Here is a 19607-nt window from a genome sequence, read left to right as displayed (position 1 = left end):
GGCGGCTTCGGCGGCCAAGCCGGCGGAGGTTTCGGTCTCGGCGGCGACGCCGGCGCAGGCATCGGCGGCCAAGCCGGCGGTGGCTTCGGTGTCGGCGGCGACGCCGGCGCGGGCATCGGCGGCGGCTTCGGCGGCCAAGCCGGCGGAGGTTTCGGTCTCGGCGGCGACGCCGGCGCAGGCATCGGCGGCCAAGCCGGTACGGGGATCGGCGGTGGCTTTGGCGGCCAAGCCGGCGGTGGCTTTGGTGTCGGTGGTGACGCCGGATGGCAAGGCGCCGGTGGCGGGCAAGCGGGCGGCGGCGTCGGTGTCGGTGGTGAGGCCGGATGGCATGGCGGGGCCGGCGGCCAGATCGCAGGCGGCAGTCGCGGCGAAGCAGGTGGGCGTGCCGGCGGCGGCTTTGGCAGCCAGGGCGGAGCTGGCGGTCAGGCCGGAGGTCGCGGTCATGTCGGAGCCGGTGGTCAGGCGAGCGCCGAGGGTGAGGCTGGCGGTGGCTTCGGCGGCCGCGTTGGCGGCGGCTACGGCGGCCAAGCCAGCGGCCAAGCGGGAGGCGGCTACGGCGGCCAAGCCAGCGGCCAAGCGGGAGGCGGCTACGGCGGCCAGGCCAGCGGCCTGGGCGCCGGGGGAGCTCAAATCGGCGGCTCGTCAGGTGGCGTCGGTGTAGGCGGCCAGGTCGGCGCCGCCGGGGGCGCGGCCCTGGGCACCAGCGGTAGCGCGTTCGGCTCGGGTGGCGGCTCCGCGGTTGGCGGTGTCAGCGGCGCTACTGCCCTCGGCGGTGGTGCCGGCGCTCAGGCGGCAGCCAGCTCGTTAGGTAATGCCGGCCTGGGCGCCCAGGCCAGCGCCGCCGGAAACGCAGCGCTCGCAGCCGACGCCGGCGGTCACGCCAGCTTCCTGGGCAGCGAAAGCGCAGCGCTCGGCGGCGGTGCGCAGCTGACCAGCGCCCAAGGCGGAGTCGCCGCGGGCGGCCAAGGCGGCGGTGGTGCAGCGACCGCAGCCGGTGGCGGCGCACACGGCGGCATCCTCGCTAGCGAAGGCGCCGCCCTGGGTGGCCACGCCAGCGCTCAGCCGATGGCTTCGTCCGCCGAAACCGGCATGTCAGGTCAGGTCGCGGCCAGCGGTGGCGCAGCGGTCGGCGCCGGCGGTAACGCGCAGGGCAACATTCTCAGCCACGAGGGCGCTGCGTTGGGCGGCACCACCGCCGGCGGCACCGCCGCGGGCACCAGCCACGTGTCCGCAGGCGAAAGCGGCGTCATCCACGACAGCAGCTCCGCCGCCACGGCCGGTGGCCACGCGGCAGTCGCGGGCGGCAGCTCCTCTGTCATCCAGAGTCCCAGCACCCCCGCGCACGCGGATCCGAGCGCGGCGGCTGGCCAAAGCGCGGCCTCGGTCGACGCCCACTCGGCCCTGCAAGGCACGTCGGCGGTCGCCGACCCGTCCGGCCACACGGCGTTCGACGCGTCGGGCCAGTCGGCCGCCGACGCCTCGAGTCACTCGGTGTTCGACCACAACAGCTACGACCCCGCGGCATCCCACACGCCGGTCCAAAGCGACCCGATGGCGCACCACCCGGTGGACCCGCACACCGGGTTCTGATCAGGGCATCGCCGTGAACCGGCGGGGACCTTACGGGGTTCCCGCCGGTTGGTGGGCATACGGTGTTTCGGAGTTCAACGCAGAAAGTAGGGCGACCCGGTGACTCAGCCCGATGACCCGCGCCGGGTCAACGTGATCGTCGAACTGATCGATCACACCAGCACGATCGCCGACCTCAACGGCCGCGGCGACCTGAGCCAGCGGCTCGCGTGGGCCCGCGAACGCGTCACCGACCCCCATACCCGGGTGGTGATCGCCGGCCAGCTCAAGCAGGGCAAAAGCCAGCTGCTCAACTCGCTGCTCAACATGCCCGTCGCACGCGTCGGTGACGACGAGGCCACGGTGCTGATCACCGTCGTCGCCTACGGCGATCCGCCGTCGGCGCGGATCGTTCTGGCGGGCCCCAACGGCGAACCAGAAACCGCTGACGTCCCGGTTGCCGAACTGCAGACAGACCTGCGTCAGGCTCCGCAGGCCGCCGGTCGCGAGGTCCTCCGGGTGGAGGTCGGCGCGCCCAGCCCGATGCTGCAAGGGGGGCTCACCTTCATCGACACACCCGGCGTGGGCGGTCACGGTCAGCCGCACCTGTCGGCGACGCTGGGATTGTTGCCCGACGCCGACGCGATCCTGATGGTCAGCGACACCAGCCAGGAACTGACCGAGCCGGAAATGCGGTTCGTGCAGCAGGCCCATCAAATCTGTCCGGTCGGGGTGCTGCTGGCCACCAAGACCGACCTGTATCCGCATTGGCGCGAGATCGTCAACGCCAACATCGGACACCTGCAGCGCGCCCGGGTACCGATGCCGGTGCTTCCGGTGTCCTCGCTGTTGCGCAGCCACGCCATCACGCTCAACGACAAGGAACTCAACGACGAGTCCAACTTCCCGGCGATCGTCAAGTTCCTCAGTGAGGACGTGCTGGCCCGCCGCAACGACCAGCTCCGAGACCAGGTTCTCGATGAAATCCGCTCGGCTGCAGAGCATTTGACGCTCACGGTGCGCTCTGAGCTGGCCGCGCTCAGCGACGCCGACGTCGGTGGGCGGCTCACCGAGGACCTGGGGCAACGCAAACGCGAGGCCGAGGACGCGCTGCAGCAGACGGCGTTGTGGCAGCAGTTGCTCAACGACGGAATCACCGACCTGACCGGCGACGTGGACCACGATCTGCGGGCACGCTTCCGGGCCATCACCGAGCACGCCGAGCGGGTGATCGACTCGTGCGACCCCACCCGGCACTGGGCCGAAATCGGGGTGGACGTGGAGAACGCCGTCGCCACCGCCGTCGGCGACAATTTCGTCTGGGCCTACCAGCGCGCGAAAGCCCTCGCCCAGGAAGTGGGCCGCGTCTTCGTCGAGGCGGGGCTGGGTGCGGTGGCCATGCCCGAGCTCAGCGCGCAAGCCATGGGCGCGGACTTCGGGCAACTCAAGTCACTGGCCCGGCTGGAGGCCAAACCCATGGGCAAAGGCCACAAGGTGGTGACGGGCATGCGCGGCTCCTACGGCGGCATGGTGATGGTCGGCATGCTGTCCTCGGTCGCCGGGCTGGGCCTGTTCAACCCGCTGTCGGTGGGGGCCGGGTTGGTGATGGGCCGCATGGCCTACAAGGAGGACAAGGAGAACCGGCTGCTGCGGGCCCGCAACGAGGCCAAGACCAACCTGCGCCGTTTCGTCGACGATGTGTCCTTCGTGGTCGGCAAGGAGTCGCGCGACCGGCTCAAGACGATCCAACGTCAACTGCGGGACCATTACCGCGACATCGCCAATCAGGCCACCCGCTCGCTCAACGAATCGCTGCAGGCGACCATCGCCGCCGCGCGGTTAGAGGAGACCGAGCGCGACAACCGAATCCGCGAGTTGGAGCGGCAGTTGAACATCCTGACCCAGGTCACCGACAACGTCGACAAGCTCGCGCCCGCGGTGACACGGGTGTGAGCACCAGCGAGCAGGTCCACGCCATCCTGGGCGGAACCATTCGCGCCTACCAGGCGGAGCCGGCCTACCGCGAGCGGCCCGACGCCTTCCATGAATTGCACCGCATCGCCGCCCGGCTCAACGAACCGATGCGCATCGCACTGGCCGGCACCCTCAAGGCCGGCAAGTCCACCCTGGTCAACGCGCTGGTCGGGGAAACCGTCGCGCCCACGGACGCCACCGAGGCCACCCGGATCGTCACCTGGTTTCGGCACGGCCCGACACCGAAGGTCATTGCCAACCATCGTGGGGGGCGTCGTTCTCATGTGCCGATCATGCGCGACGGCGGACTCGGCTTCGACCTGAGCAGGCTGAACCCGGACGACGTGGTTGACCTCGACGTTCAATGGCCCGCCGACGAGCTGATCGTCACCACGATCATCGACACGCCGGGGACCTCATCACTGGCGCGTGACGTCTCCGCGCGCACGCTGCGGCTGCTGGTGCCCGAGGACGGGATGCCGCGGGTGGACGCGGTGGTGTTCTTGCTGCGCACTCTCAACGCCGCCGACATCGCGCTGCTCAAACAGATCGGTGACCTCGTCGGAGGGGCGGCCGGAGCGCTGGGCATCATCGGTGTGGCGTCGCGGGCCGACGAGATCGGCGCCGGGCGGCTCGACGCCATGCTCTCGGCCGAAGACGTGGCCAAAAGGTTCACCCGCGAGTTGAGCCAGACGGGCGTCTGCCAGGCGGTGGTGCCGGTGTCGGGGCTGCTGGCGCTGACCGCCCGCACGCTGCGCCAGTCGGAGTTCGTCGCGCTGCAAAAACTCGCCGGTGTCGACGCCGCCGAGCTGCACAAGGCCATGCTCAGCGCCGACCGCTTCGTCCGTCCCGACAGCCCGTTGCCGGTGGACGCCGGCACGCGCGGCCGGCTGCTCGAGCGGTTCGGCATGTTCGGCATCCGGATCTCGATCGCCGTGCTCAAGGCCGGCGTCACCGACGCGGCGGGGCTCGCCGATGAGCTGCTGGAACGCAGCGGGCTGGTCGCATTGCGCAACGTCATCGATCAACAATTCGCGCAGCGCTCCGACATGCTCAAGGCGCACACCGCGCTGGTCTCGTTGCGCCGGTTCGTGGAGGCGAACCCGATCGCGGGTACGCCGCGGATCCTCGCCGACATCGACCCGTTGCTGGCCGACACCCACGCGTTCGAGGAGCTGCGCCTGCTCAGCCAACTGCATTCACGCTCGACGGCGTTCCATGACGAAGAGCTCGCTTCGCTGCGGCGCATCATCGGCGGTTCGGGAACCGACGCGGCCAGCAGGCTGGGGCTGGCCCCCGAGGCGCACGATGACGCCCCGCGCGCCGCGTTCGCCGCGGCGCAACGTTGGCGCCGCCGCGCCGAGCACCCGCTCAACGACCCGTTCACCACCAGGGCATGCCGCGCGGCGGTGCGCAGCGCCGAAGCGATGGTGGCGGCTTTCGCCGCGCGCGATGGCGGCGTCCGGCCGCGTTGACGCCCCGGCGCCGGCGCCCGCGATTGCCGTGTGAATCGGAGGACGGCGCCGACCTGCTATAGGTTGGCTGCCGATACCTTGTCGTGGCCGCGCATACGCACGCCGGCGGACACCTGAATTGGACGATATGTCAACGGAAGCAAGACGGGGGCTGGGGCTGTCGGCCGGGACCGCCAACCTGGCAGCCATAACGGCCGATCGGGCAGTGACACGCACGTCGGTGCTGACGCTGTACCAACACCGCCCGCCCGAGGTTGGCGTTCCCGCCGAGAACCCCCGCCTCGACGAGCCCGGCTTGGTGATCACCGACTTCGTCGACCGGGTGGGAGACCCGGTTGGGATCGTGGCCGCGGACGGCTCCACGCATCGCGGCGAGGCGTTGCTCGCGGACGCCTTGCGTGCCCTCGCCTACGCCGCGACCGCCGGGCAACCGCTGCCGGAGGCGACGGCCGTGGCCTATCCCGCGCACTGGCGACCAGCCGCGGTGGACGCGTTGCGCACGGCGCTGAGCCGAGTGCCCGAATGGTCGGGCGGTTCGGAATCCCTGTCGCTGATCTCGGATGCCGAAGGGGCGCTGACCGCCCTGCAGACGAACCCGGGTCTGCCCATCCGCGGGATCGTCGCGGTGTGCGACTTCGGCGCCGGCGGAACCAGCATCACCCTTGTCGATGCCGCCAACGGCTACCAGCCCATCGGTGCCACGGTGCGGCACACCGATTTCTCCGGGGAACTGATCGACCAAGCCCTGCTGGCCCACATCGTGGCGGATTTGTCGTCCGCGGGTTCCATCGATGTCTCGGCCACATCGGCGATCGGATCGCTGACCCGACTGCGGGCCGAATGCCGGGCGGCCAAGCAGCGGCTTTCGGCCAGTACGGCGACCACGCTGCCCGCCGACCTGCCGGGCTTCCGCGGAAATATCCGGCTCACCAGAATCGAACTCAACGAAGCGATCAATCAGCCACTCGACCAGTTGGTTCATGTCCTACAAGACACCCTGGCGCGCAACGGAATCCGCGCGACCGACCTGGTTGCCATCGCCTCCGTGGGCGGTGGCGCGGCGATCCCGGAGGTCACCGCGCGGCTGTCCGAGCGGTTTCGCGTGCCGGTCACCACGCCACCACGGCCGCACCTGGCGGCCGCCACCGGTGCGGCGCTGCGGGCAGCGCGCGGGCCGGCCGACAACAGCGAAACGAAAATGGCCGCCGCGGCAGTCGTGGCGGCGCCACCGCCACTCGCGGAACCGACCCTGCAGGACGTGGCACCGGTGTCCACCGCCATGCCCGCACTGGCATGGTCGGAAGCCGGCGACGAATCGGGGGTGTTGCCCCCGGCCGTCGACGAATTTCCGGGCCGGGCCGGCGATGACGCCAAACCGCCATCCGCCGCGCCGCCGTTTCAGTTCGGCGACGAGACCGGGTACGCCCGGCCCGATCTGCGGTTCGAGCAACAACCCCTCCCCGACGAGGCCCGCCCCGCCGACACCGCCTGGTATCGGCGCCCCGTGGTGCTGGTTCTCGCCGCGGCCGCGGCGGTGCTGGCCCTCAGCGCGGTGATCATGCTGGCTTTGAGCCACGGCTCCACCAACACACCGGTCGCGCCGAAACCCGGCGCCACCACCACGCCGCAACCGTCACCGCCGCCTTCGACGGCGCAGACAAACCCCGCCCCGGCGCAGCAGGCCCCCGTTGAGACCAGCACGGCGGCGCCTGCGCCGCCGCCGGCGAGCGCTCAGCCGGCGCCCACCACTACCGAACCGCCACCGACCACCACCGAACCACCACCGACGACCACCGAACCGCCGCCGCCGAGCAGCGCGTCGACAGCCACGACGTCGCCACCGGCACCGCCACCACCGTCGTCTACGGACAATCCGCCGCCTTCGGTGCAGGTACCACAGATTCCGCGCATACCACGGATCCCTGCGATCCCGGCCATCCCGCCCATCCCGTAGCTCGGTCGACCCTTGGCGACACGCAGACCACTGAACCATCGAAAAGCGCTGGGCGACAACATCTCTGTGCAGTGCCGTGGCGAGCTGCTCGCCACAACCTCCCCCGCAACACTCGAGGACAAATGGCCCTGCTGTTGCTGATCCTCAAGGTCGCGCTGATCGCCTTCCTCGCCGGCGGCGTCGTCGTCTTGATCGCCCGCGGGGTGCGTCGCTCGCGGGCCAACAGGTCCAACCCGCAGTGGAGGGGCAGCCGCACCCAGCCCGGTTACGAGGCGTCCATCAACGGCGCCATGCCGAACACGCCACTTCCCGAGTGGGTCTACTGGCCCGACGAAGACCAGGACGACGGCCGGGCTACACGCAACTGATCCGGGCCCACCCGGCCCAGCGATCGCCTTCGCAAGGGCGCCATCCCGCGCGTGGAGAATTCCCAGCGCAGGGCCGCATTCGCGGGTTAAACCCCCCGTGGCCGAAACGTGACCGATGCTTGATCAAATGCTAACGCGCCCTTGCGCTTCCGCAGGTCAACGGGGCTTTACGATCCTCCTATTACAACCATGTCAGTTAGAGGAATCGGAGCCATGCGGGCGGACGTTCGGTGTGTTCTTGCGGCGGTCGGGATAGCCGCGGGTGTGATTGCGGGGCCGGCCGGCACCAGCATGGCGGCGGCGAACCAGCCGCATGACTTCACGATCGCGTCGGTGCTACCGGCCCGGGGCGCGACCGTGGGTGTGGCGCATCCGGTGGTGGTGACGTTCGACGCGCCCGTCGCGAACCGGCACGCCGCCGAGCGCACCATCGCAGTCAAGTCGACGCCCGCGATGACGGGCACATTCGAATGGCTCGACAGCAAGGTCGTGCAGTGGGTTCCGGCCCACTACTGGCCGGCGCACAGCACGGTGGCGCTCTCGGTGGAGGGCCGGTCCACGGAATTCAAGACCGGACCGAAGGTCGTCGGCGTCGCCAACATCACCGACCACACCTTCAAGGTGAGCGTCGACGGAGTCGACGCGGCCCCACCGCCGACTCCGCACCACCGTCCCCACTTCGGCGAAGAAGGCATGCTGCCGGCGTCGATGGGCAGGCCCGAGTACCCGACCCCGGTCGGCAACTACACCGTGTTGTCCAAAGAGCGCTCGGTGCTTATGGATTCGAGCAGCGTCGGCATCCCGGTCGACGATCCCAACGGTTACCTGCTCAACGTCGATTACGCGGTCCGGATCACCAACCGCGGCCTGTTCGTGCATTCCGCCCCGTGGGCCGTCCAGTCGATGGGGCTGGAGAATGTCAGCCACGGCTGCATTGGCCTGAGCCCCGAAGACGCCGAGTGGTACTACAACACGGTCAACGTCGGCGACCCCGTGATCGTCAAGCAAGACCTTTGGGAGCGGCCTCCCTCCTGACGGGGCCCGGACAGGCCCGCACGCTCCGATCACCGTGAGCGCGCGGGCTTTTCGCCGCTCGCCTGCTGCCGAATGTGAAGTTGGCTTCACGCTCGCGGTCGACTGTGAAACCAACTTCACGCTCGACGGCCAAAGCACCCTCCACATGCGAAAGGACCCGCCGGTGGCCGCCGGCGGGTCCTTTCTTTAGGGATGGGCTCAGTGCGCGCCCGGGCCGGGTGCGACCGGCTGACCGGGCTGGGGCCCGCCGGTGGGCGCCGGCCCCGTCGGGGCGTCCTTGACACCGGACATGTCGATGAGCGGTGCCCCGGCAACCCCGTCGAGGGGGGCGCCGGCCGCCAGCGGCCCACCGAGGGCGACCAACGGGGCACCGGCCGGCACCACCGGGGCGATGGGCAACGGAGCGCCCAGCGGCAGCGGCAGCGGGGCGCCCAGGGGCAGGGGCACGGGCGCGCCCACCGGCAACGGGCCGGGCACCGCCAGGGGGACACCGGCCATGTCGGTGAGCGGCGCGCTGGCGGCGCAAACCTCCGCGGTCGGCGCTCCGCCCGCGGCCGCCGCCCCGCCGGCAACACCGGCGGCCCCCGGTCCGGCGAGGGGCGCGCCGGCTGCGCCGGCCTGCCCCTGGATGCAGGCGTAGCCGCCCGTCTTGAAAGGCGCGGCTGCCGCATCCGGGCTCAACGCAAGTGCGGCTCCGCACAACCCCAGGGTGGCAACTACTTTCATGTTGAACCGATCGACGATCGCCATCAGCGTCGACTCTCCTTTATTCGCGCTCACATAACAGTCTGGTGCAGCAGAACCGCGTAGCCGTCTTCCGGCGACCGAGCCAATTGTCGTCAGCGGCCGCGAAACGCCGGACGCGCCGCACCGCACCGTATCCAAACGGTGACGTCACAAGGGCGTCACGAAGTCCGTTGCGGCCGCGCGTGTTTGCCCACCCCCGCGCGTCCCGGCCGGCTCGGTTTTGCGCAGCTTATTCACAGGAAACTTTCGGCGAATCGATACATTTCGGAGGTCCCATATAAGTGAACAGTGGACAAACACACGGCTAACGGACAGGGAGAGGCAGCCATGACGGCACAGCGGCTCTGCGGCCGACTCAGGACCACCGCGCTGGTGGCAGGCCCACTCTTCGTCGCCGGGGTGATGTGGGCCGGCCCGGCACAGGCTGACGCCACCAGCTTCGTCAATGACCTGCACAAAGTGGGGATCCACGCGGTCACCGGCGGCGACGAGGCGCTGGTGCAGATGGGCTTGAACGTCTGCCAGCAACTGTCGTGGGGCGCTCCCCCGGCGCAGCTCGAGGGCCTCGCGGTGCAACGCTCCGATGGCACGCAGGGCGCGAGCGGGATCACGCCCCAACAGGCCGACGACGTCGTCGGCTTCGCCGTGCGCGATCTCTGCCCGGACGCATAACCGGCGCGCCCAGACCCCCGGCCGGCGGCCAAACCCGGTCGGCCATTGGTTTTTGCCGACTATTCATCGTCGGGATTTCTCTTCGGCAACGTGTGTCGCGGTGCTTTGGTGTAAAAGTGCATCATCGTTGATCGGGACACGGCACGAAGGAGAGAATCGAATGGCGGCAAAGCGGGCCTCTGGCCGGCTCATGAGTGCGGCTCTCGTAGGTGGCCCACTGCTGGCCGCGGCGATCGGCTGGGCCGGCCCGGCCCGGGCCGATGAGACTGCCTTCCTCAATGACCTGCACAACGCCGGCATCCACGCCGTCAACGGCGGCGACGAGGCGCTGCTGCAGATGGGCGCGGATCTGTGCCAGCAGCTTTCCTGGGGTGCCTCTCCGCAACAGCTGGAAGAGCTGGCAATACAACGCTCGGACGCCGGCCAGGGCACCGGCGGGATCACTGGACGGCAGGCCGCAGACGTCGTCATCTTCGCCCAGCGCGACCTGTGCCCCAACGCCTAGCGGGGACTAGTCGCAGGGCCGGAACACCGGCAGGGCGCGGTATTTGGCGGTGAAGGTGGCCTTCTCGTATTCGTCGCCGACCTCGCCGTCGCACGCGATGACCGTCGGGCCGTCGACCGCGGCGAAGCTGAACTCCGGCACCTGCAGCTCGTGGTAGAGCGGGCTGCGCTCCAACCGTCCCAGCGCGAGCGCGGCCAGGATCCGGGTGCGTGCCCACCGCCGGCCCGCCTCGAGCAGGCGGACATCGATCAGCCCGTCGTCCATGCGGGTCCGGCGCGACGGGGCGAACCCGGTCGGCAGGTACAGCGAGTTCCCGAGGAAGAACAGCGACGTCAGCAGCGTCTTGTTGTCGTATGAGATCCGCACCGGCTGGTCGTGGCGCAGCGTGTGCAGCATCGCGTACATGCCGGCCAGCGGCTTACCGATGCGTTTCTCCAGTTTTTCGCGCTGCTGCACGAAGGCCGGGTAGGCGCCGATGCTGGCCGTGTTGAGGACCATCTGACTTTCGTTGAGGCACACCAGGTCCACGCACGCGACGCTGCCGCGGCGGATCGCGTCGACGGTCTTGGCCACGGTGTCGCAGCCGATGTCCTTCGCGAAGTGGTTGAACGTGCCGGCGGGAAACACGGCCAGTGGCAGCCCCGCCTCGACGGCCACCCCCGCCGCGGCCGCCACGGTGCCGTCGCCGCCGCCGACCGCGAGCACCTCGGCGCGCGCCGCGGCGTCGCGCAAGACGTCCTCCGGATCGTCGTCGGGGCCCAGCTCCCGGATCTCCGCCTTCGGCAGCGCATCCCGCACCTCGTCGACGACGCGCGCCCCGGTGCCGCTGCCCGACTCGGGGTTGATCACCAGCACCACCCCGCCGCCGTCGGGCCGCTCGGGCGTCGCGACGCGAAGGGGTTCGGTGGTGGGCAGGGCGGTGTCGACGATCGGCGGGACGAGCCGACCGCCCAGCACCGCCATGCCCGCACCGATGCCGAACCCGGCGACCACGTCGCCCGGGTAGTGCGCGCCGGTCGCCACCCGCGACAGGCCCACCAGTCCGGCCAGCAGCGCCAGCCCGAAACCCAGCATCGGGTTCTCCAGACCGACCCCCACCGCGAACGCGGCCGCGCTGGCGGAATGCCCTGACGGGAAGGAGTTCGACCTGGGGCGGCGGCGGACCTGCCTGACCAGCGGCACCAATTCGTAGCCGGGACGCGCGCGGCGGCGGATGCGTTTGGCGACCTGGTTGGTGACCAGGCTGGTGGCCGCGAGCGTCACGGCACCGCGCGTCGCGCCGCGCTGGGCGCTCTGGTTCCCCGAGGCCATCAGCGCCGCGGCGATGGCGAACCACAGCTTGGAGTTGTCGGCCGCCCGGGTCAGCGGCGGCATGACCATGTTCAGCAGCGGGGTGTCCGTGTCGGCGACCGCTTCGAAGACCTCGCGGTCCAGGGTGCCCAGCCCCCGGGTGATCTGGTTGATGCCGCGCGCGCGTCGCCAGGGCCGCCTGTTCATTCGCTACACCCTAAATTGGTTGGCGGACATGGACGCAGCGGGCTACTTCGAGGCATGGCGGGCCAACGCCGTACGGCGGGGCGTGGCCCCGGACGTCGTGGCGGAGGTCGCCCGCCGGCACGCCGTCACCCCGGCGAGCTTCCGGGTGCTCGGGCGCATGGCCCAGATCACCGACCCGGACGGCAAATCCTTCTTCCTCCTGCCGCGCGGCACCAGCGGCGGCGACGCCCGCGCGGCGGCGCTGTGCACCTACATCCTGAACGCGGGCACCGGCTACGGCGGCAAGGGGACGCAGCGCACCGATTTCCCCCCGACGCCCTACAGCGCCGCCGAAGTCACGCGAATCACGCTGCGGCAGCAGGCGAACCGCTGGAGCTACACCCGCGACGTGCGGTTCGTCGACCGCAACGGCGGACGCTTGGTGGCGACGCCGAACGGCATCCTGATGGGCTTGGGCGGCAACTGGGTCCAGCGGCAATTCTGCCGACGCGGGGGCACCACCTGGGGCGACATCTTCATGGTCAACCTGGGCGCCCTCTCCGACCCCGCCGCCTGGCTGAGCCGGATCGTGGAGTCCGGGCATGCCTGGTACCTCGGCGCCGACGGAAGACCGGTGGAGAGCGTCCTGGACCTGGACCGGGTGCTGCACCACGAAGAACGCCACTGCCGGCAGTGGGCGGCGAAGGGCTACGCGGGCATGCTGGCCGACTACGGTCGCGAGCTGGTCCGCGAATACGCCTTCGGCGCCATCAACAGGCTCGAGGAGGACGCCGGCCTGGCCGATGGCGGCTACAGGGCGTGAATGCCGTGGTAGAGCAGCATCGCGCCGATCACCACCAGGACGGCCGCGAGCAGGGCGGCGTTGTTTCGGTCCATCCAGTCTTTGAGCCGCGCCAGGGTGTCGTCGAGGCGGCTCCCGGCCGCCGCGTAGGCCAGGATCGGGATCGCGACGCTGGATACCGCGATGACGACGAAGAACGCGGCGGCCAACCAGTCGCCGACCAGGCCCAGCCCGGCGGTGCCGATGCCCAGTCCCGCCGGGACGCAGATGAGCAGCACGTCCGGCCGCACCACGGCCAGCGCCGCCCCCATGATCCCCGCGCGGGGCGGGGTGATGCTGGCGAACGAGCGCATCCAGGCCGGCGACTCCGCGTTGCCGCGCCGGTTCAGCCATTTGTAGATGCCGTACACGATCAACGCCGACCCCAGGACGACGCGCAACCACGACGACCACCGCGGCGGCGACTTGTCCAGGCCACCGAGCAGGTGGGAGGTCGCGACGGAGAGCGCCGTCAGCGCGGCCAGGCTCAGCGTCCAGCCGCCCAGGAACGCCAGGCCGCTCGGCCGCGGGCGCGGCGCCTGCAGCACCAGCACCGCCGGGATCACCGTGAGCGGCGAGAGCGAGACGACCAGCCCGAGCGGGACGAGCCCGGTCAGCACGGTGCCCCAGCTTCCTGCCATGGGCAGCAATCTACAGGGCGCGAATCCCGTTGTGGAGCACGAACAAACCGATCAGAACGAGGATGATCGCGAGCAGCGCCGCGTGATGATCCTCCATCCAGACCTTGAGGCGTTCCAGCGCGTCGTCAAGGCGGTCCCCGGCCCAGACGTAACCCAAGATCGGGAGTGCGACCGTCGACGCGGCGACGGCGAGATAGAACGCGCCGGCCAGCAACTGGCCGGCGGCACCCAGGGTGCTGTTGCCGATGGCCAGTCCGGCCGCGACACAGACCAGGAGCACCTCGGGCCGCAGCACCACCAGCACCGCGGCGGTCAGCCCGGCGCGCGCCGGGGTGAGCGTGGCGAACGAACGCATCCAGCGCGGCATGTCGCCGTGCCGATGCCGGATCAGCCAGTGATAGACGCCCAGGGCGATCAGCGCCGATCCCAGCGCCACGCGCAGCCACGACGCCCACGTCGGTGGCGCCTTGTGCAGGCCTTCGAGCAGCCCCGAGCCGCCGACGAAAATCGCGGTCAGGCCGGCCAGGCCCAGCACCCATCCGGCGAGGAACGCCAGGCCGGTGGGCCGTGGACGGGGCGCGTGCAGGACCAGCACCGCCGGGATCACCGTGATCGGCGAGAGCGCGATGACCGCCGCCAGCGCGACGAGCTTGGTCAGCACCGAACCCCAACTTACGTCCACGAACAGCAATCATCGCATCTCATAACCGGTTTCGGCGCAGCGTCCAGGCGGGCACCCAATGCGTCACGGTTTTGCGCTCGGAGCCGTAGTCGACCGGGTAGGTCACCAGGCCCCACCAGTCGCCCTGCTCGCAGAGGCCCCAGCAACTGAGCAGGCCCTCGACCACCTTGTGCAGTTGCAGACCGTTGGGCTGATACCGGCCGGAGCGGTGCGGCTCGCGCGGGAACAACACCGTCAGGTCCACCAGGACCGTGATCGGCGGACGCACCACCCGGAACGGGCTGCGGACCGGTTGGCCGTTGTACCCGATGGACGCAAACTGCCCCATCGATCGATCATACGTTCGAATAAGGGCGGGGTTTGCCGAGTTATTCGTTTTCGCGCCGCGGCCGGAGCCCGTCGATATAGTCGGCTCAGCCACCAACGGGAGGTCCACATGAAGTTGGCTTGCGCCGCCGGCCTATTGGCGTTGGCCGGGTTGCTCACCACCGGGGTGGGCGTCGCCGGTGCCGACGAGATCGAGGTCGAGGGCAACTACTCGAGCCAGGCCGGCTGCGAAGCGGACGCCCCGCACGTCGAGCTCACGCACAACGACAACCTGTACACCCATTGGGACTGCCGCCTGGGCTCCGACGGGTTCTGGCACGTCTGGCTGCTCAACTAGTTTCGGCCGGCGGCGGGGCCGGACGGGCCCACACTCCGCTTCTGGCACCATAGCGGCGTGCGGAACCCGCTTCGCCGCCCGCCGGCCGCGCTGGACCCGCTGCTCGTCGGGGTGCTCGCCGTCGCGGTGAGCCTGGGCGGCGCGTCCCGCCCCTCGTTCTGGTACGACGAGGCCGCCACCATTTCCGCGGCCTACAGCCGTTCGCTCGCCCAGCTGTGGCGGATGCTGGGCAACGTCGACGCCGTGCACGGTGCGTACTACCTGCTCATGCACGCCTGGTTTCAGGTCTTTCCGCCCACCGAGTTCTTCTCGCGCGTGCCGAGCGGGCTGGCCGTCGGCGCCGCCGCCGCCGGAATCGTGGTGTTGGGCAGACAGTTTTCGTCGCGCACGGCCGCGGTCGCGGCCGGCGTCTTCTGCGCCGTCCTGCCCCGGACGACCTGGGCGGGCATCGAGGCCCGTCCCTATGCGCTGTCGATGATGGCCGCGGTGTGGCTGACGGTGTTGCTGGTTCGCGCCATGCGCCGCGACACCGGCTGGCTGTGGGCGGCCTACGGGGCCGCCCTCGCGGCGTCGATCGCGCTCGAGGTCTACCTCGCGCTGCTGGTCGCCGCCCACCTGGTCCTGGTCATGGTGTCCCGTTGCGGGCGAACGGTCGTGCTGCGGTTCGCCGCCACGGCGGCCGTCGCGGTCTGCGCCATGACGCCGTTCTTGCTGACGGTCGCCGGGCAGGCGCACCAGATCAGCTGGATCGCGCCGATCGGCCGACGGACCCTCGAAGACGTCGTGGTGCAACAGTATTTCGAGCGCAGCCCGCCGTTCGCCGTGCTGTCGGCGCTGGTGATCGCGGCGGCTATCGCGTTGTGGCTCAGCGGGTCCGCGGCCCTGGCGCGGGCCGACGGGCAACTGCTGGCGCTGTCGACCGCGTGGCTGGCCCTGCCGACCGCGGCCATCCTGGCCTACTCGGCTTGGGTGCACCCGATCTACACCCCGCGCTATATGACGTTCACGGCGCCGGGAATGGCGCTGATCCTGGGGGTCTGCGCCGCCGCGGTCACCGTGCGGCCGTGGCGGACGGCGGCCCTGGTCGCCCTTTTCGCCGCCGCCGCGGCACCGAATTACCTGTTCGCCCAACGTAACCCGTACGCCAAGTACGGGATGGACTACAGCCAGGTGGCCGACCTGATCGGCGCCAAGGCCGCGCCCGGCGATTGCCTGCTGGTGAACGACACGGTGACGTTCATGCCCGCCCCGATGCGCCCGCTGCTGGCGGCGCGCCCGGACGCCTACCGCAAGCTGATCGACCTCACCCTGTGGCAACGGGCCACCGACCGCAACGACGTCTTCGACACCAACCTCATCCCCGAGGTCGTCGCGAACCCGCTGAGCCACTGCGGCGTCGTGTGGATCATCACCCAGGCCGACCCGGCACAGCCGGCCCACGAGCAGGGTCCGGCGATTCCGCCCGGCCCCCGCTACGGGGCGACCCCCGCCTTCGCGGTGCCGCACGACCTGGGCTTCCGGCTGGTCGAGCGCTGGCAGTTCAACCTGGTTCAGGTGCTCAAAGCCGAGCGTTAGTCACCAAATCCGGATGTAGTCCACCAGCATCGAGGCCGGGAAGGTGCCGGCCGCGGGATCGCCGGCGCCGACGCCGCCCACGGCGAGGGTGAACATCGGCGTCATCCAGTAACCGGGAATGTTGAACGGCCACCGGAAATCGTCGGGAGCGCCGCCGGCGACGTGGATGGGCTTGTTGGGAACCTTGAAGTACTCCGCCCCGTCCCGGGCGAACTCGAATCCCTCTTCACCCCAATGCATTCGCCAGGTGTGCCAGTTGCTGTCGACCAGGCCCGGGATCGACTTGCCCTCCCAGGTCTTGCCGTTGGACGCCGCGTGGACGGTGGTGCCCGGGGCCCACTGGCCGTTGCCATACCACTCGAAGATGTCCACCTCGCCGTCGGGCAGCGGGTCCTCGTTGACACCCCAGAACGACGGCCACAGGCCGGGGTACAGGCAGTCGAGCTTGATCCGCGCCTCCCAGGTCTGGTTGATCATGCTGCGGAAGTTGCCGCGCAGCTTGCCGCTGTAATAGGTGTTGCTCAGCAGGTCGTGGGTGGCGCACAGGACGAGGTTGGAATGCCCGTCCTGGAACACGTTTTGCCGGTCGTCGCGGTAGATGCCCTCGACCGGAGGGAACACGTCGTCCTGCCAGGTCTGGATCGTCCACTTGCCCGGATCGGGCGGCGAGCCCGCGGGCCCGTCGAACTCGTCGGCGAAGATGTACGGCCCGCCGGGACCGGCCGACGGGGGCGCCTCCGGTGCCGCCGGGGCGGCCCAGGCGCCCGGCAACCGCATCGCAGCCCCCAGCATGCCGAGCCCCGACATCAACATCATGCTGCGACGATCCATCTACCAACCCACCAATCGTGAAAGCCGTGTTACGACCTAGCGCGATACCCCTAAGCAACTTTTGCAAACGGTGTTATGAAACCACGCGGCGGGGTGCCGTGCACCCCGCATCCGGCCCGCGGCGGCGGGTTTTTGCGCGCCGAGACCGACGGTTCAGCGGGCAGCGGGCTCGCTGAGCTTGACCAGGGTCTTACCGATGTTGACCCCGGTGAACAGGCCGTTGAGGGCGTCGACGCACGACTCGATGCCCTCGAAGATGGTCTCGCGGTGCTTGAGCCTGCCCTCGGCCTCCCACTGCCGCAGCGCGGCGAAGGCCTCGTCGAAGCGTCCCCACTGGTCCAGGGCGTTGAACCCCTGCATCAACGCCGTCTTGGACAGCAGGTTCACGTAGTTGGCCGGACCCGGGTGCTCGCCGGTCAGGTAGCTGGAGATCACCCCGCACAGGACGACGCGGGCCCGCGGGGCCAGGCGGCCCAGCACCGCATCGAGGATCGGGCCGCCGACGTTGTCGAAGTAGACGTCGACGCGCTGCGGACAGTGCCGCTTGAGCGCCGCCGTCAGGTCGTCGTTCTTGTAATCGATGCACGCGTCGAACCCGAAGTCCTCGACCACGGCCCGGCACTTCTGCGGCCCGCCCGCGATCCCGACCACCCGGGCGCCGGCGATCTTGGCGATCTGCCCGGCCACCGATCCGGTGGCACCCGCGGCCGCCGAGACCACGACCGTCTCCCCGGCCTTCGGCTTGCCGATGTCGGTCATCCCGAAATAGGCGGTGGCGCCGGTCGGCCCGTACACCGACATGATCGCCAGCTGGTCGTCCTCGCCCGGGATGGGCGTGCTGAACAGGTCGTCGCGGATGATCGCGTACTCGGCGAAGCCGGTCAGCGTGGTGACGACGTCGCCGACGGCGTAGGCGTCGCAGCGCGACTCGACCACCTCGCCGATCCCGGCCGCGCGGATGACCTCGCCCAGCTGCACCGGCGGGAGGTAGCCGGGCTGGTCGTCGAGCCAGGTGCGGGCGGCGGCGTCGATGCCGACGTAGGTGGTACGCAGCAGCGCCTCCCCCTCCGCCGGTTCCGGCGCCGGCGTGGTGACCAGCTCCGTGTCGCCGGGCCGGATCAGCCCGGTGGGACGGCGACGCAACACGACCTGACGGTTCGGCAACTCGGGCACGAAGCAGAAACTACCGAACCGCACGAAACTACCGACGCGAATGGCATATTCAACGCATGCCAGCAAACGACGACCCGGAGGAACGGATCCGGGAACTCGAGCGCCCGCTCGCCGAGGCGGCCCGGGCATCCGAAGTGGGCAGCGCGCAACCCGCCGCCCAGCCTTTCCCGCCCGGGCCGGGGGCCGGCCCTCCGCCACCGCCGCCGTGGAGCTACGGCGGCCCGTTGACGGGCCCGCCCCCGCGGCCCCCGTCGGGCAACCGCATGTGGTGGATCGTGGGCACGGTCATCGTGGTCGGCGTCATCGCCCTCGCCGGCGGCATCGCCGCCTTTGCGGCGCACCAGCTTTCCGGTGTCCGCTCCATCATCACTTCCCCGCCGGCCATCACCGACACGTTCGGTCCCGCGACCACCACCCCGGGCGCCGCCGCCCCGTCGACCACCCGGGCCCGAACGCCCGGCCCGTCGACGTCACCCGCCCCGCCTCCGGGCGCCAAGCTCAGCGTCTCGGGGATCGGCGAGAACCGGACGATCGCCTGCAACGACAACGTCATCAGCGTCAGCGGGGTCTCCAACACGGTGGTGATCAGCGGCCACTGCGCGAGCCTCACCGTGTCGGGCGTGCAGAACGAGATCACCGTCGACGCGGTCGACAGCATCGAAGCGTCCGGCTTCAACAACAAGGTCACCTACCACACGGGGACGCCGAAGGTCAGCAACTCCGGGGGGTCGAACGTCGTCGGGCAGGGCTGAGGCCGGGCGCCGGCGTCAGGAGTCGTGCGGCGCCTCGCCGGATTCCTCGCCGGTCGAATCGCCGTCGAGGACGCTGACCGCGATGCCATACGGCAGGAACCGGACCTTGCGTTTGGGGTCGACGTTGTCCTTGTTGGCGCGCAGCGCGTCGAGTTCGGTCGCATAGACCTGTTCCACGTGCGCGCCGCCGTCGGCGTCGGTGGTGTAGATGGCCCAGACACCGTCGCCCGCCTCGCCGGCGGTCTCGGGCTCGGGGCGGGGGCGCCGCGACAGGTCGTCGAAGAACGACGACCACCCGGGCCGGGCGCCTGGCGCCGCCACGAATTTGCTGACCCGCTCGAAAACCTCGCGCAGGCCCTCGCTGCCCTCGCGGATCATCCGATCGATCTCGTCGGGGTCAAAACCGAACGCACCGTATTCGCCCACGGGACCTCCTCGCCGCTCGTGCCGTCACCGCCCAGTGTGCGCGCACGCGCCGTCGCGCGCCAGGTCCTCAGCGCCCCGGCGGGGGCGGCGGGTTGAGGGGAATCGGCACCGTCACGAAGGGGAAATGCAGATACATCGTCACCGGGGGCATGGCCGGCAGTGGCGGCGCGGCCGGCGGCGGAGGCGGAGGAGGAGCCGCCGGGGGCGGTGCGGGAGCCGGTCGTTCGACGGGGGCGGGGGTGTACTG

Annotated in this window: 21 protein-coding genes and 2 pseudogenes; 12 read left to right on the top strand and 11 right to left on the bottom strand. The window is 70.3% G+C overall.

The window, feature by feature from the left end:
- Nucleotides 1-540, bottom strand: a pseudogene (locus tag AWC03_RS27345) (hypothetical protein); the annotation flags it as partial.
- A gap of 264 nt (nucleotides 541-804) precedes the next feature.
- On the bottom strand, nucleotides 805-1050 hold the full coding sequence (locus AWC03_RS00105; protein ID WP_085238494.1) for a hypothetical protein: 246 nt from the start codon (nucleotides 1048-1050) through the stop codon (nucleotides 805-807).
- 15 nt (nucleotides 1051-1065) lie between these two features.
- Here AWC03_RS00105 and AWC03_RS00100 point away from each other — a divergent pair, with 15 nt between their 5' ends.
- The 6 genes from AWC03_RS00100 (at nucleotide 1066) to AWC03_RS00075 (ending at nucleotide 8375) form a co-directional block, all read left to right on the top strand.
- Complete coding sequence (locus tag AWC03_RS00100; RefSeq protein ID WP_085238493.1) at nucleotides 1066-1590, top strand: hypothetical protein; 525 nt, start codon at nucleotides 1066-1068, stop codon at nucleotides 1588-1590.
- Nucleotides 1591-1689: 99 nt separating this feature from the next.
- Nucleotides 1690-3522, top strand: a complete 1833-nt coding sequence (locus AWC03_RS00095; protein WP_085238492.1) for a dynamin-like GTPase family protein — start codon at nucleotides 1690-1692, stop codon at nucleotides 3520-3522.
- Entirely contained in the window at nucleotides 3519-5018 is a 1500-nt protein-coding gene (locus AWC03_RS00090; protein ID WP_085238491.1) for a dynamin family protein, read from the top strand. Before AWC03_RS00095 ends, AWC03_RS00090 begins: the two co-directional genes overlap by 4 nt.
- A gap of 127 nt (nucleotides 5019-5145) precedes the next feature.
- Nucleotides 5146-6972, top strand: coding sequence for a DUF7159 family protein (locus AWC03_RS00085; protein ID WP_085238490.1), 1827 nt, complete (start codon nucleotides 5146-5148; stop codon nucleotides 6970-6972).
- A gap of 122 nt (nucleotides 6973-7094) precedes the next feature.
- Nucleotides 7095-7340: a hypothetical protein gene (locus AWC03_RS00080; protein WP_085238489.1), complete on the top strand. Its 246-nt coding sequence runs from the start codon at nucleotides 7095-7097 to the stop codon at nucleotides 7338-7340.
- A gap of 213 nt (nucleotides 7341-7553) precedes the next feature.
- A complete protein-coding gene (locus AWC03_RS00075; protein ID WP_085238488.1) occupies nucleotides 7554-8375 on the top strand; it encodes a L,D-transpeptidase in 822 nt (273 codons plus the stop codon).
- 198 nt (nucleotides 8376-8573) lie between these two features.
- On the opposite strand, the gene AWC03_RS00070 is transcribed toward AWC03_RS00075, so the two are convergent.
- Entirely contained in the window at nucleotides 8574-9125 is a 552-nt protein-coding gene (locus AWC03_RS00070) for a hypothetical protein (protein ID WP_085238487.1), read from the bottom strand.
- Nucleotides 9126-9449: 324 nt separating this feature from the next.
- Between AWC03_RS00070 and AWC03_RS00065 the strand changes: the two genes are divergently transcribed.
- Together AWC03_RS00065 and AWC03_RS00060 are read left to right on the top strand one after the other, a co-directional pair.
- On the top strand, nucleotides 9450-9794 hold the full coding sequence (locus tag AWC03_RS00065) for a DUF732 domain-containing protein (RefSeq protein ID WP_085238499.1): 345 nt from the start codon (nucleotides 9450-9452) through the stop codon (nucleotides 9792-9794).
- A 160-nt stretch (nucleotides 9795-9954) separates the two neighbouring features.
- Entirely contained in the window at nucleotides 9955-10299 is a 345-nt protein-coding gene (locus tag AWC03_RS00060) for a DUF732 domain-containing protein (RefSeq protein WP_085238486.1), read from the top strand.
- Nucleotides 10300-10305: 6 nt separating this feature from the next.
- Here the strand turns inward: AWC03_RS00060 and AWC03_RS00055 are convergent, their stop codons facing one another.
- Nucleotides 10306-11796, bottom strand: coding sequence for a bifunctional phosphatase PAP2/diacylglycerol kinase family protein (locus tag AWC03_RS00055; protein ID WP_085238485.1), 1491 nt, complete (start codon nucleotides 11794-11796; stop codon nucleotides 10306-10308).
- Between the two features lie 28 nt (nucleotides 11797-11824).
- Between AWC03_RS00055 and AWC03_RS00050 the strand changes: the two genes are divergently transcribed.
- A complete protein-coding gene (locus tag AWC03_RS00050; protein ID WP_085238498.1) occupies nucleotides 11825-12598 on the top strand; it encodes a GFA family protein in 774 nt (257 codons plus the stop codon).
- Here the strand turns inward: AWC03_RS00050 and AWC03_RS00045 are convergent.
- The 3 genes from AWC03_RS00045 to AWC03_RS00035 are packed head-to-tail and all read right to left on the bottom strand — an operon-like array spanning nucleotide 12586 to nucleotide 14267.
- A complete protein-coding gene (locus AWC03_RS00045) occupies nucleotides 12586-13257 on the bottom strand; it encodes a GAP family protein (RefSeq protein ID WP_085238497.1) in 672 nt (223 codons plus the stop codon). The genes AWC03_RS00050 and AWC03_RS00045 overlap by 13 nt on opposite strands.
- 10 nt (nucleotides 13258-13267) lie before the next feature.
- Nucleotides 13268-13918, bottom strand: a complete 651-nt coding sequence (locus AWC03_RS00040; RefSeq protein ID WP_244275250.1) for a GAP family protein — start codon at nucleotides 13916-13918, stop codon at nucleotides 13268-13270.
- 40 nt (nucleotides 13919-13958) lie between these two features.
- Nucleotides 13959-14267, bottom strand: a complete 309-nt coding sequence (locus AWC03_RS00035; protein ID WP_085238484.1) for a hypothetical protein — start codon at nucleotides 14265-14267, stop codon at nucleotides 13959-13961.
- Between the two features lie 108 nt (nucleotides 14268-14375).
- Here AWC03_RS00035 and AWC03_RS00030 point away from each other — a divergent pair, with 108 nt between their 5' ends.
- Nucleotides 14376-14603: a hypothetical protein gene (locus tag AWC03_RS00030; RefSeq protein ID WP_085238483.1), complete on the top strand. Its 228-nt coding sequence runs from the start codon at nucleotides 14376-14378 to the stop codon at nucleotides 14601-14603.
- 57 nt (nucleotides 14604-14660) lie between these two features.
- Entirely contained in the window at nucleotides 14661-16178 is a 1518-nt protein-coding gene (locus AWC03_RS00025; protein WP_085238482.1) for a glycosyltransferase family 39 protein, read from the top strand.
- On the opposite strand, the gene AWC03_RS00020 is transcribed toward AWC03_RS00025, so the two are convergent.
- Together AWC03_RS00020 and AWC03_RS00015 are read right to left on the bottom strand one after the other, a co-directional pair.
- On the bottom strand, nucleotides 16179-17009 hold the full coding sequence (locus AWC03_RS00020; RefSeq protein WP_085238481.1) for a glycoside hydrolase family 16 protein: 831 nt from the start codon (nucleotides 17007-17009) through the stop codon (nucleotides 16179-16181).
- Between the two features lie 153 nt (nucleotides 17010-17162).
- Complete coding sequence (locus tag AWC03_RS00015; RefSeq protein WP_085238495.1) at nucleotides 17163-18182, bottom strand: NADP-dependent oxidoreductase; 1020 nt, start codon at nucleotides 18180-18182, stop codon at nucleotides 17163-17165.
- Nucleotides 18183-18238: 56 nt separating this feature from the next.
- Here AWC03_RS00015 and AWC03_RS00010 point away from each other — a divergent pair, with 56 nt between their 5' ends.
- Nucleotides 18239-18934 carry a DUF3060 domain-containing protein gene (locus AWC03_RS00010; protein ID WP_085238480.1) on the top strand — a complete coding sequence of 232 codons (696 nt, stop codon included), beginning with the start codon at nucleotides 18239-18241 and terminating at the stop codon, nucleotides 18932-18934.
- Nucleotides 18935-18949: 15 nt separating this feature from the next.
- Here the strand turns inward: AWC03_RS00010 and AWC03_RS00005 are convergent, their stop codons facing one another.
- Both AWC03_RS00005 and AWC03_RS27575 read right to left on the bottom strand, forming a co-directional pair.
- Nucleotides 18950-19360 carry a hypothetical protein gene (locus tag AWC03_RS00005; protein WP_085238479.1) on the bottom strand — a complete coding sequence of 137 codons (411 nt, stop codon included), beginning with the start codon at nucleotides 19358-19360 and terminating at the stop codon, nucleotides 18950-18952.
- A 67-nt stretch (nucleotides 19361-19427) separates the two neighbouring features.
- Nucleotides 19428-19607 (bottom strand): annotated as a pseudogene (locus AWC03_RS27575) (DUF7159 family protein); the annotation flags it as partial.

The sequence above is a fragment of the Mycobacterium europaeum genome, from assembly GCF_002102155.1.
Taxonomy (GTDB): Bacteria; Actinomycetota; Actinomycetes; order Mycobacteriales; family Mycobacteriaceae; genus Mycobacterium; species Mycobacterium europaeum.
Note: the sequence above shows the minus strand (reverse complement) of the source record. Positions and strands in the feature narration are given on the sequence as shown.

What these genes read in the sequence shown, in the direction of transcription:
- AWC03_RS00100 (WP_085238493.1), top strand. Translation starts at nt 1,066, where the DNA reads ATGGCTTCGTCCGCCGAAACCGGCATGTCAGGTCAGGTCGCGGCCAGC.
- AWC03_RS00085 (WP_085238490.1), top strand. Translation starts at nt 5,146, where the DNA reads ATGTCAACGGAAGCAAGACGGGGGCTGGGGCTGTCGGCCGGGACCGCC.
- AWC03_RS00080 (WP_085238489.1), top strand. Translation starts at nt 7,095, where the DNA reads ATGGCCCTGCTGTTGCTGATCCTCAAGGTCGCGCTGATCGCCTTCCTC.
- AWC03_RS00075 (WP_085238488.1), top strand. Translation starts at nt 7,554, where the DNA reads ATGCGGGCGGACGTTCGGTGTGTTCTTGCGGCGGTCGGGATAGCCGCG.
- AWC03_RS00070 (WP_085238487.1), bottom strand. Translation starts at nt 9,125, where the DNA reads ATGGCGATCGTCGATCGGTTCAACATGAAAGTAGTTGCCACCCTGGGG.
- AWC03_RS00065 (WP_085238499.1), top strand. Translation starts at nt 9,450, where the DNA reads ATGACGGCACAGCGGCTCTGCGGCCGACTCAGGACCACCGCGCTGGTG.
- AWC03_RS00060 (WP_085238486.1), top strand. Translation starts at nt 9,955, where the DNA reads ATGGCGGCAAAGCGGGCCTCTGGCCGGCTCATGAGTGCGGCTCTCGTA.
- AWC03_RS00055 (WP_085238485.1), bottom strand. Translation starts at nt 11,796, where the DNA reads ATGAACAGGCGGCCCTGGCGACGCGCGCGCGGCATCAACCAGATCACC.
- AWC03_RS00050 (WP_085238498.1), top strand. Translation starts at nt 11,825, where the DNA reads ATGGACGCAGCGGGCTACTTCGAGGCATGGCGGGCCAACGCCGTACGG.
- AWC03_RS00045 (WP_085238497.1), bottom strand. Translation starts at nt 13,257, where the DNA reads ATGGCAGGAAGCTGGGGCACCGTGCTGACCGGGCTCGTCCCGCTCGGG.
- AWC03_RS00035 (WP_085238484.1), bottom strand. Translation starts at nt 14,267, where the DNA reads ATGGGGCAGTTTGCGTCCATCGGGTACAACGGCCAACCGGTCCGCAGC.
- AWC03_RS00030 (WP_085238483.1), top strand. Translation starts at nt 14,376, where the DNA reads ATGAAGTTGGCTTGCGCCGCCGGCCTATTGGCGTTGGCCGGGTTGCTC.
- AWC03_RS00020 (WP_085238481.1), bottom strand. Translation starts at nt 17,009, where the DNA reads ATGGATCGTCGCAGCATGATGTTGATGTCGGGGCTCGGCATGCTGGGG.
- AWC03_RS00010 (WP_085238480.1), top strand. Translation starts at nt 18,239, where the DNA reads ATGCCAGCAAACGACGACCCGGAGGAACGGATCCGGGAACTCGAGCGC.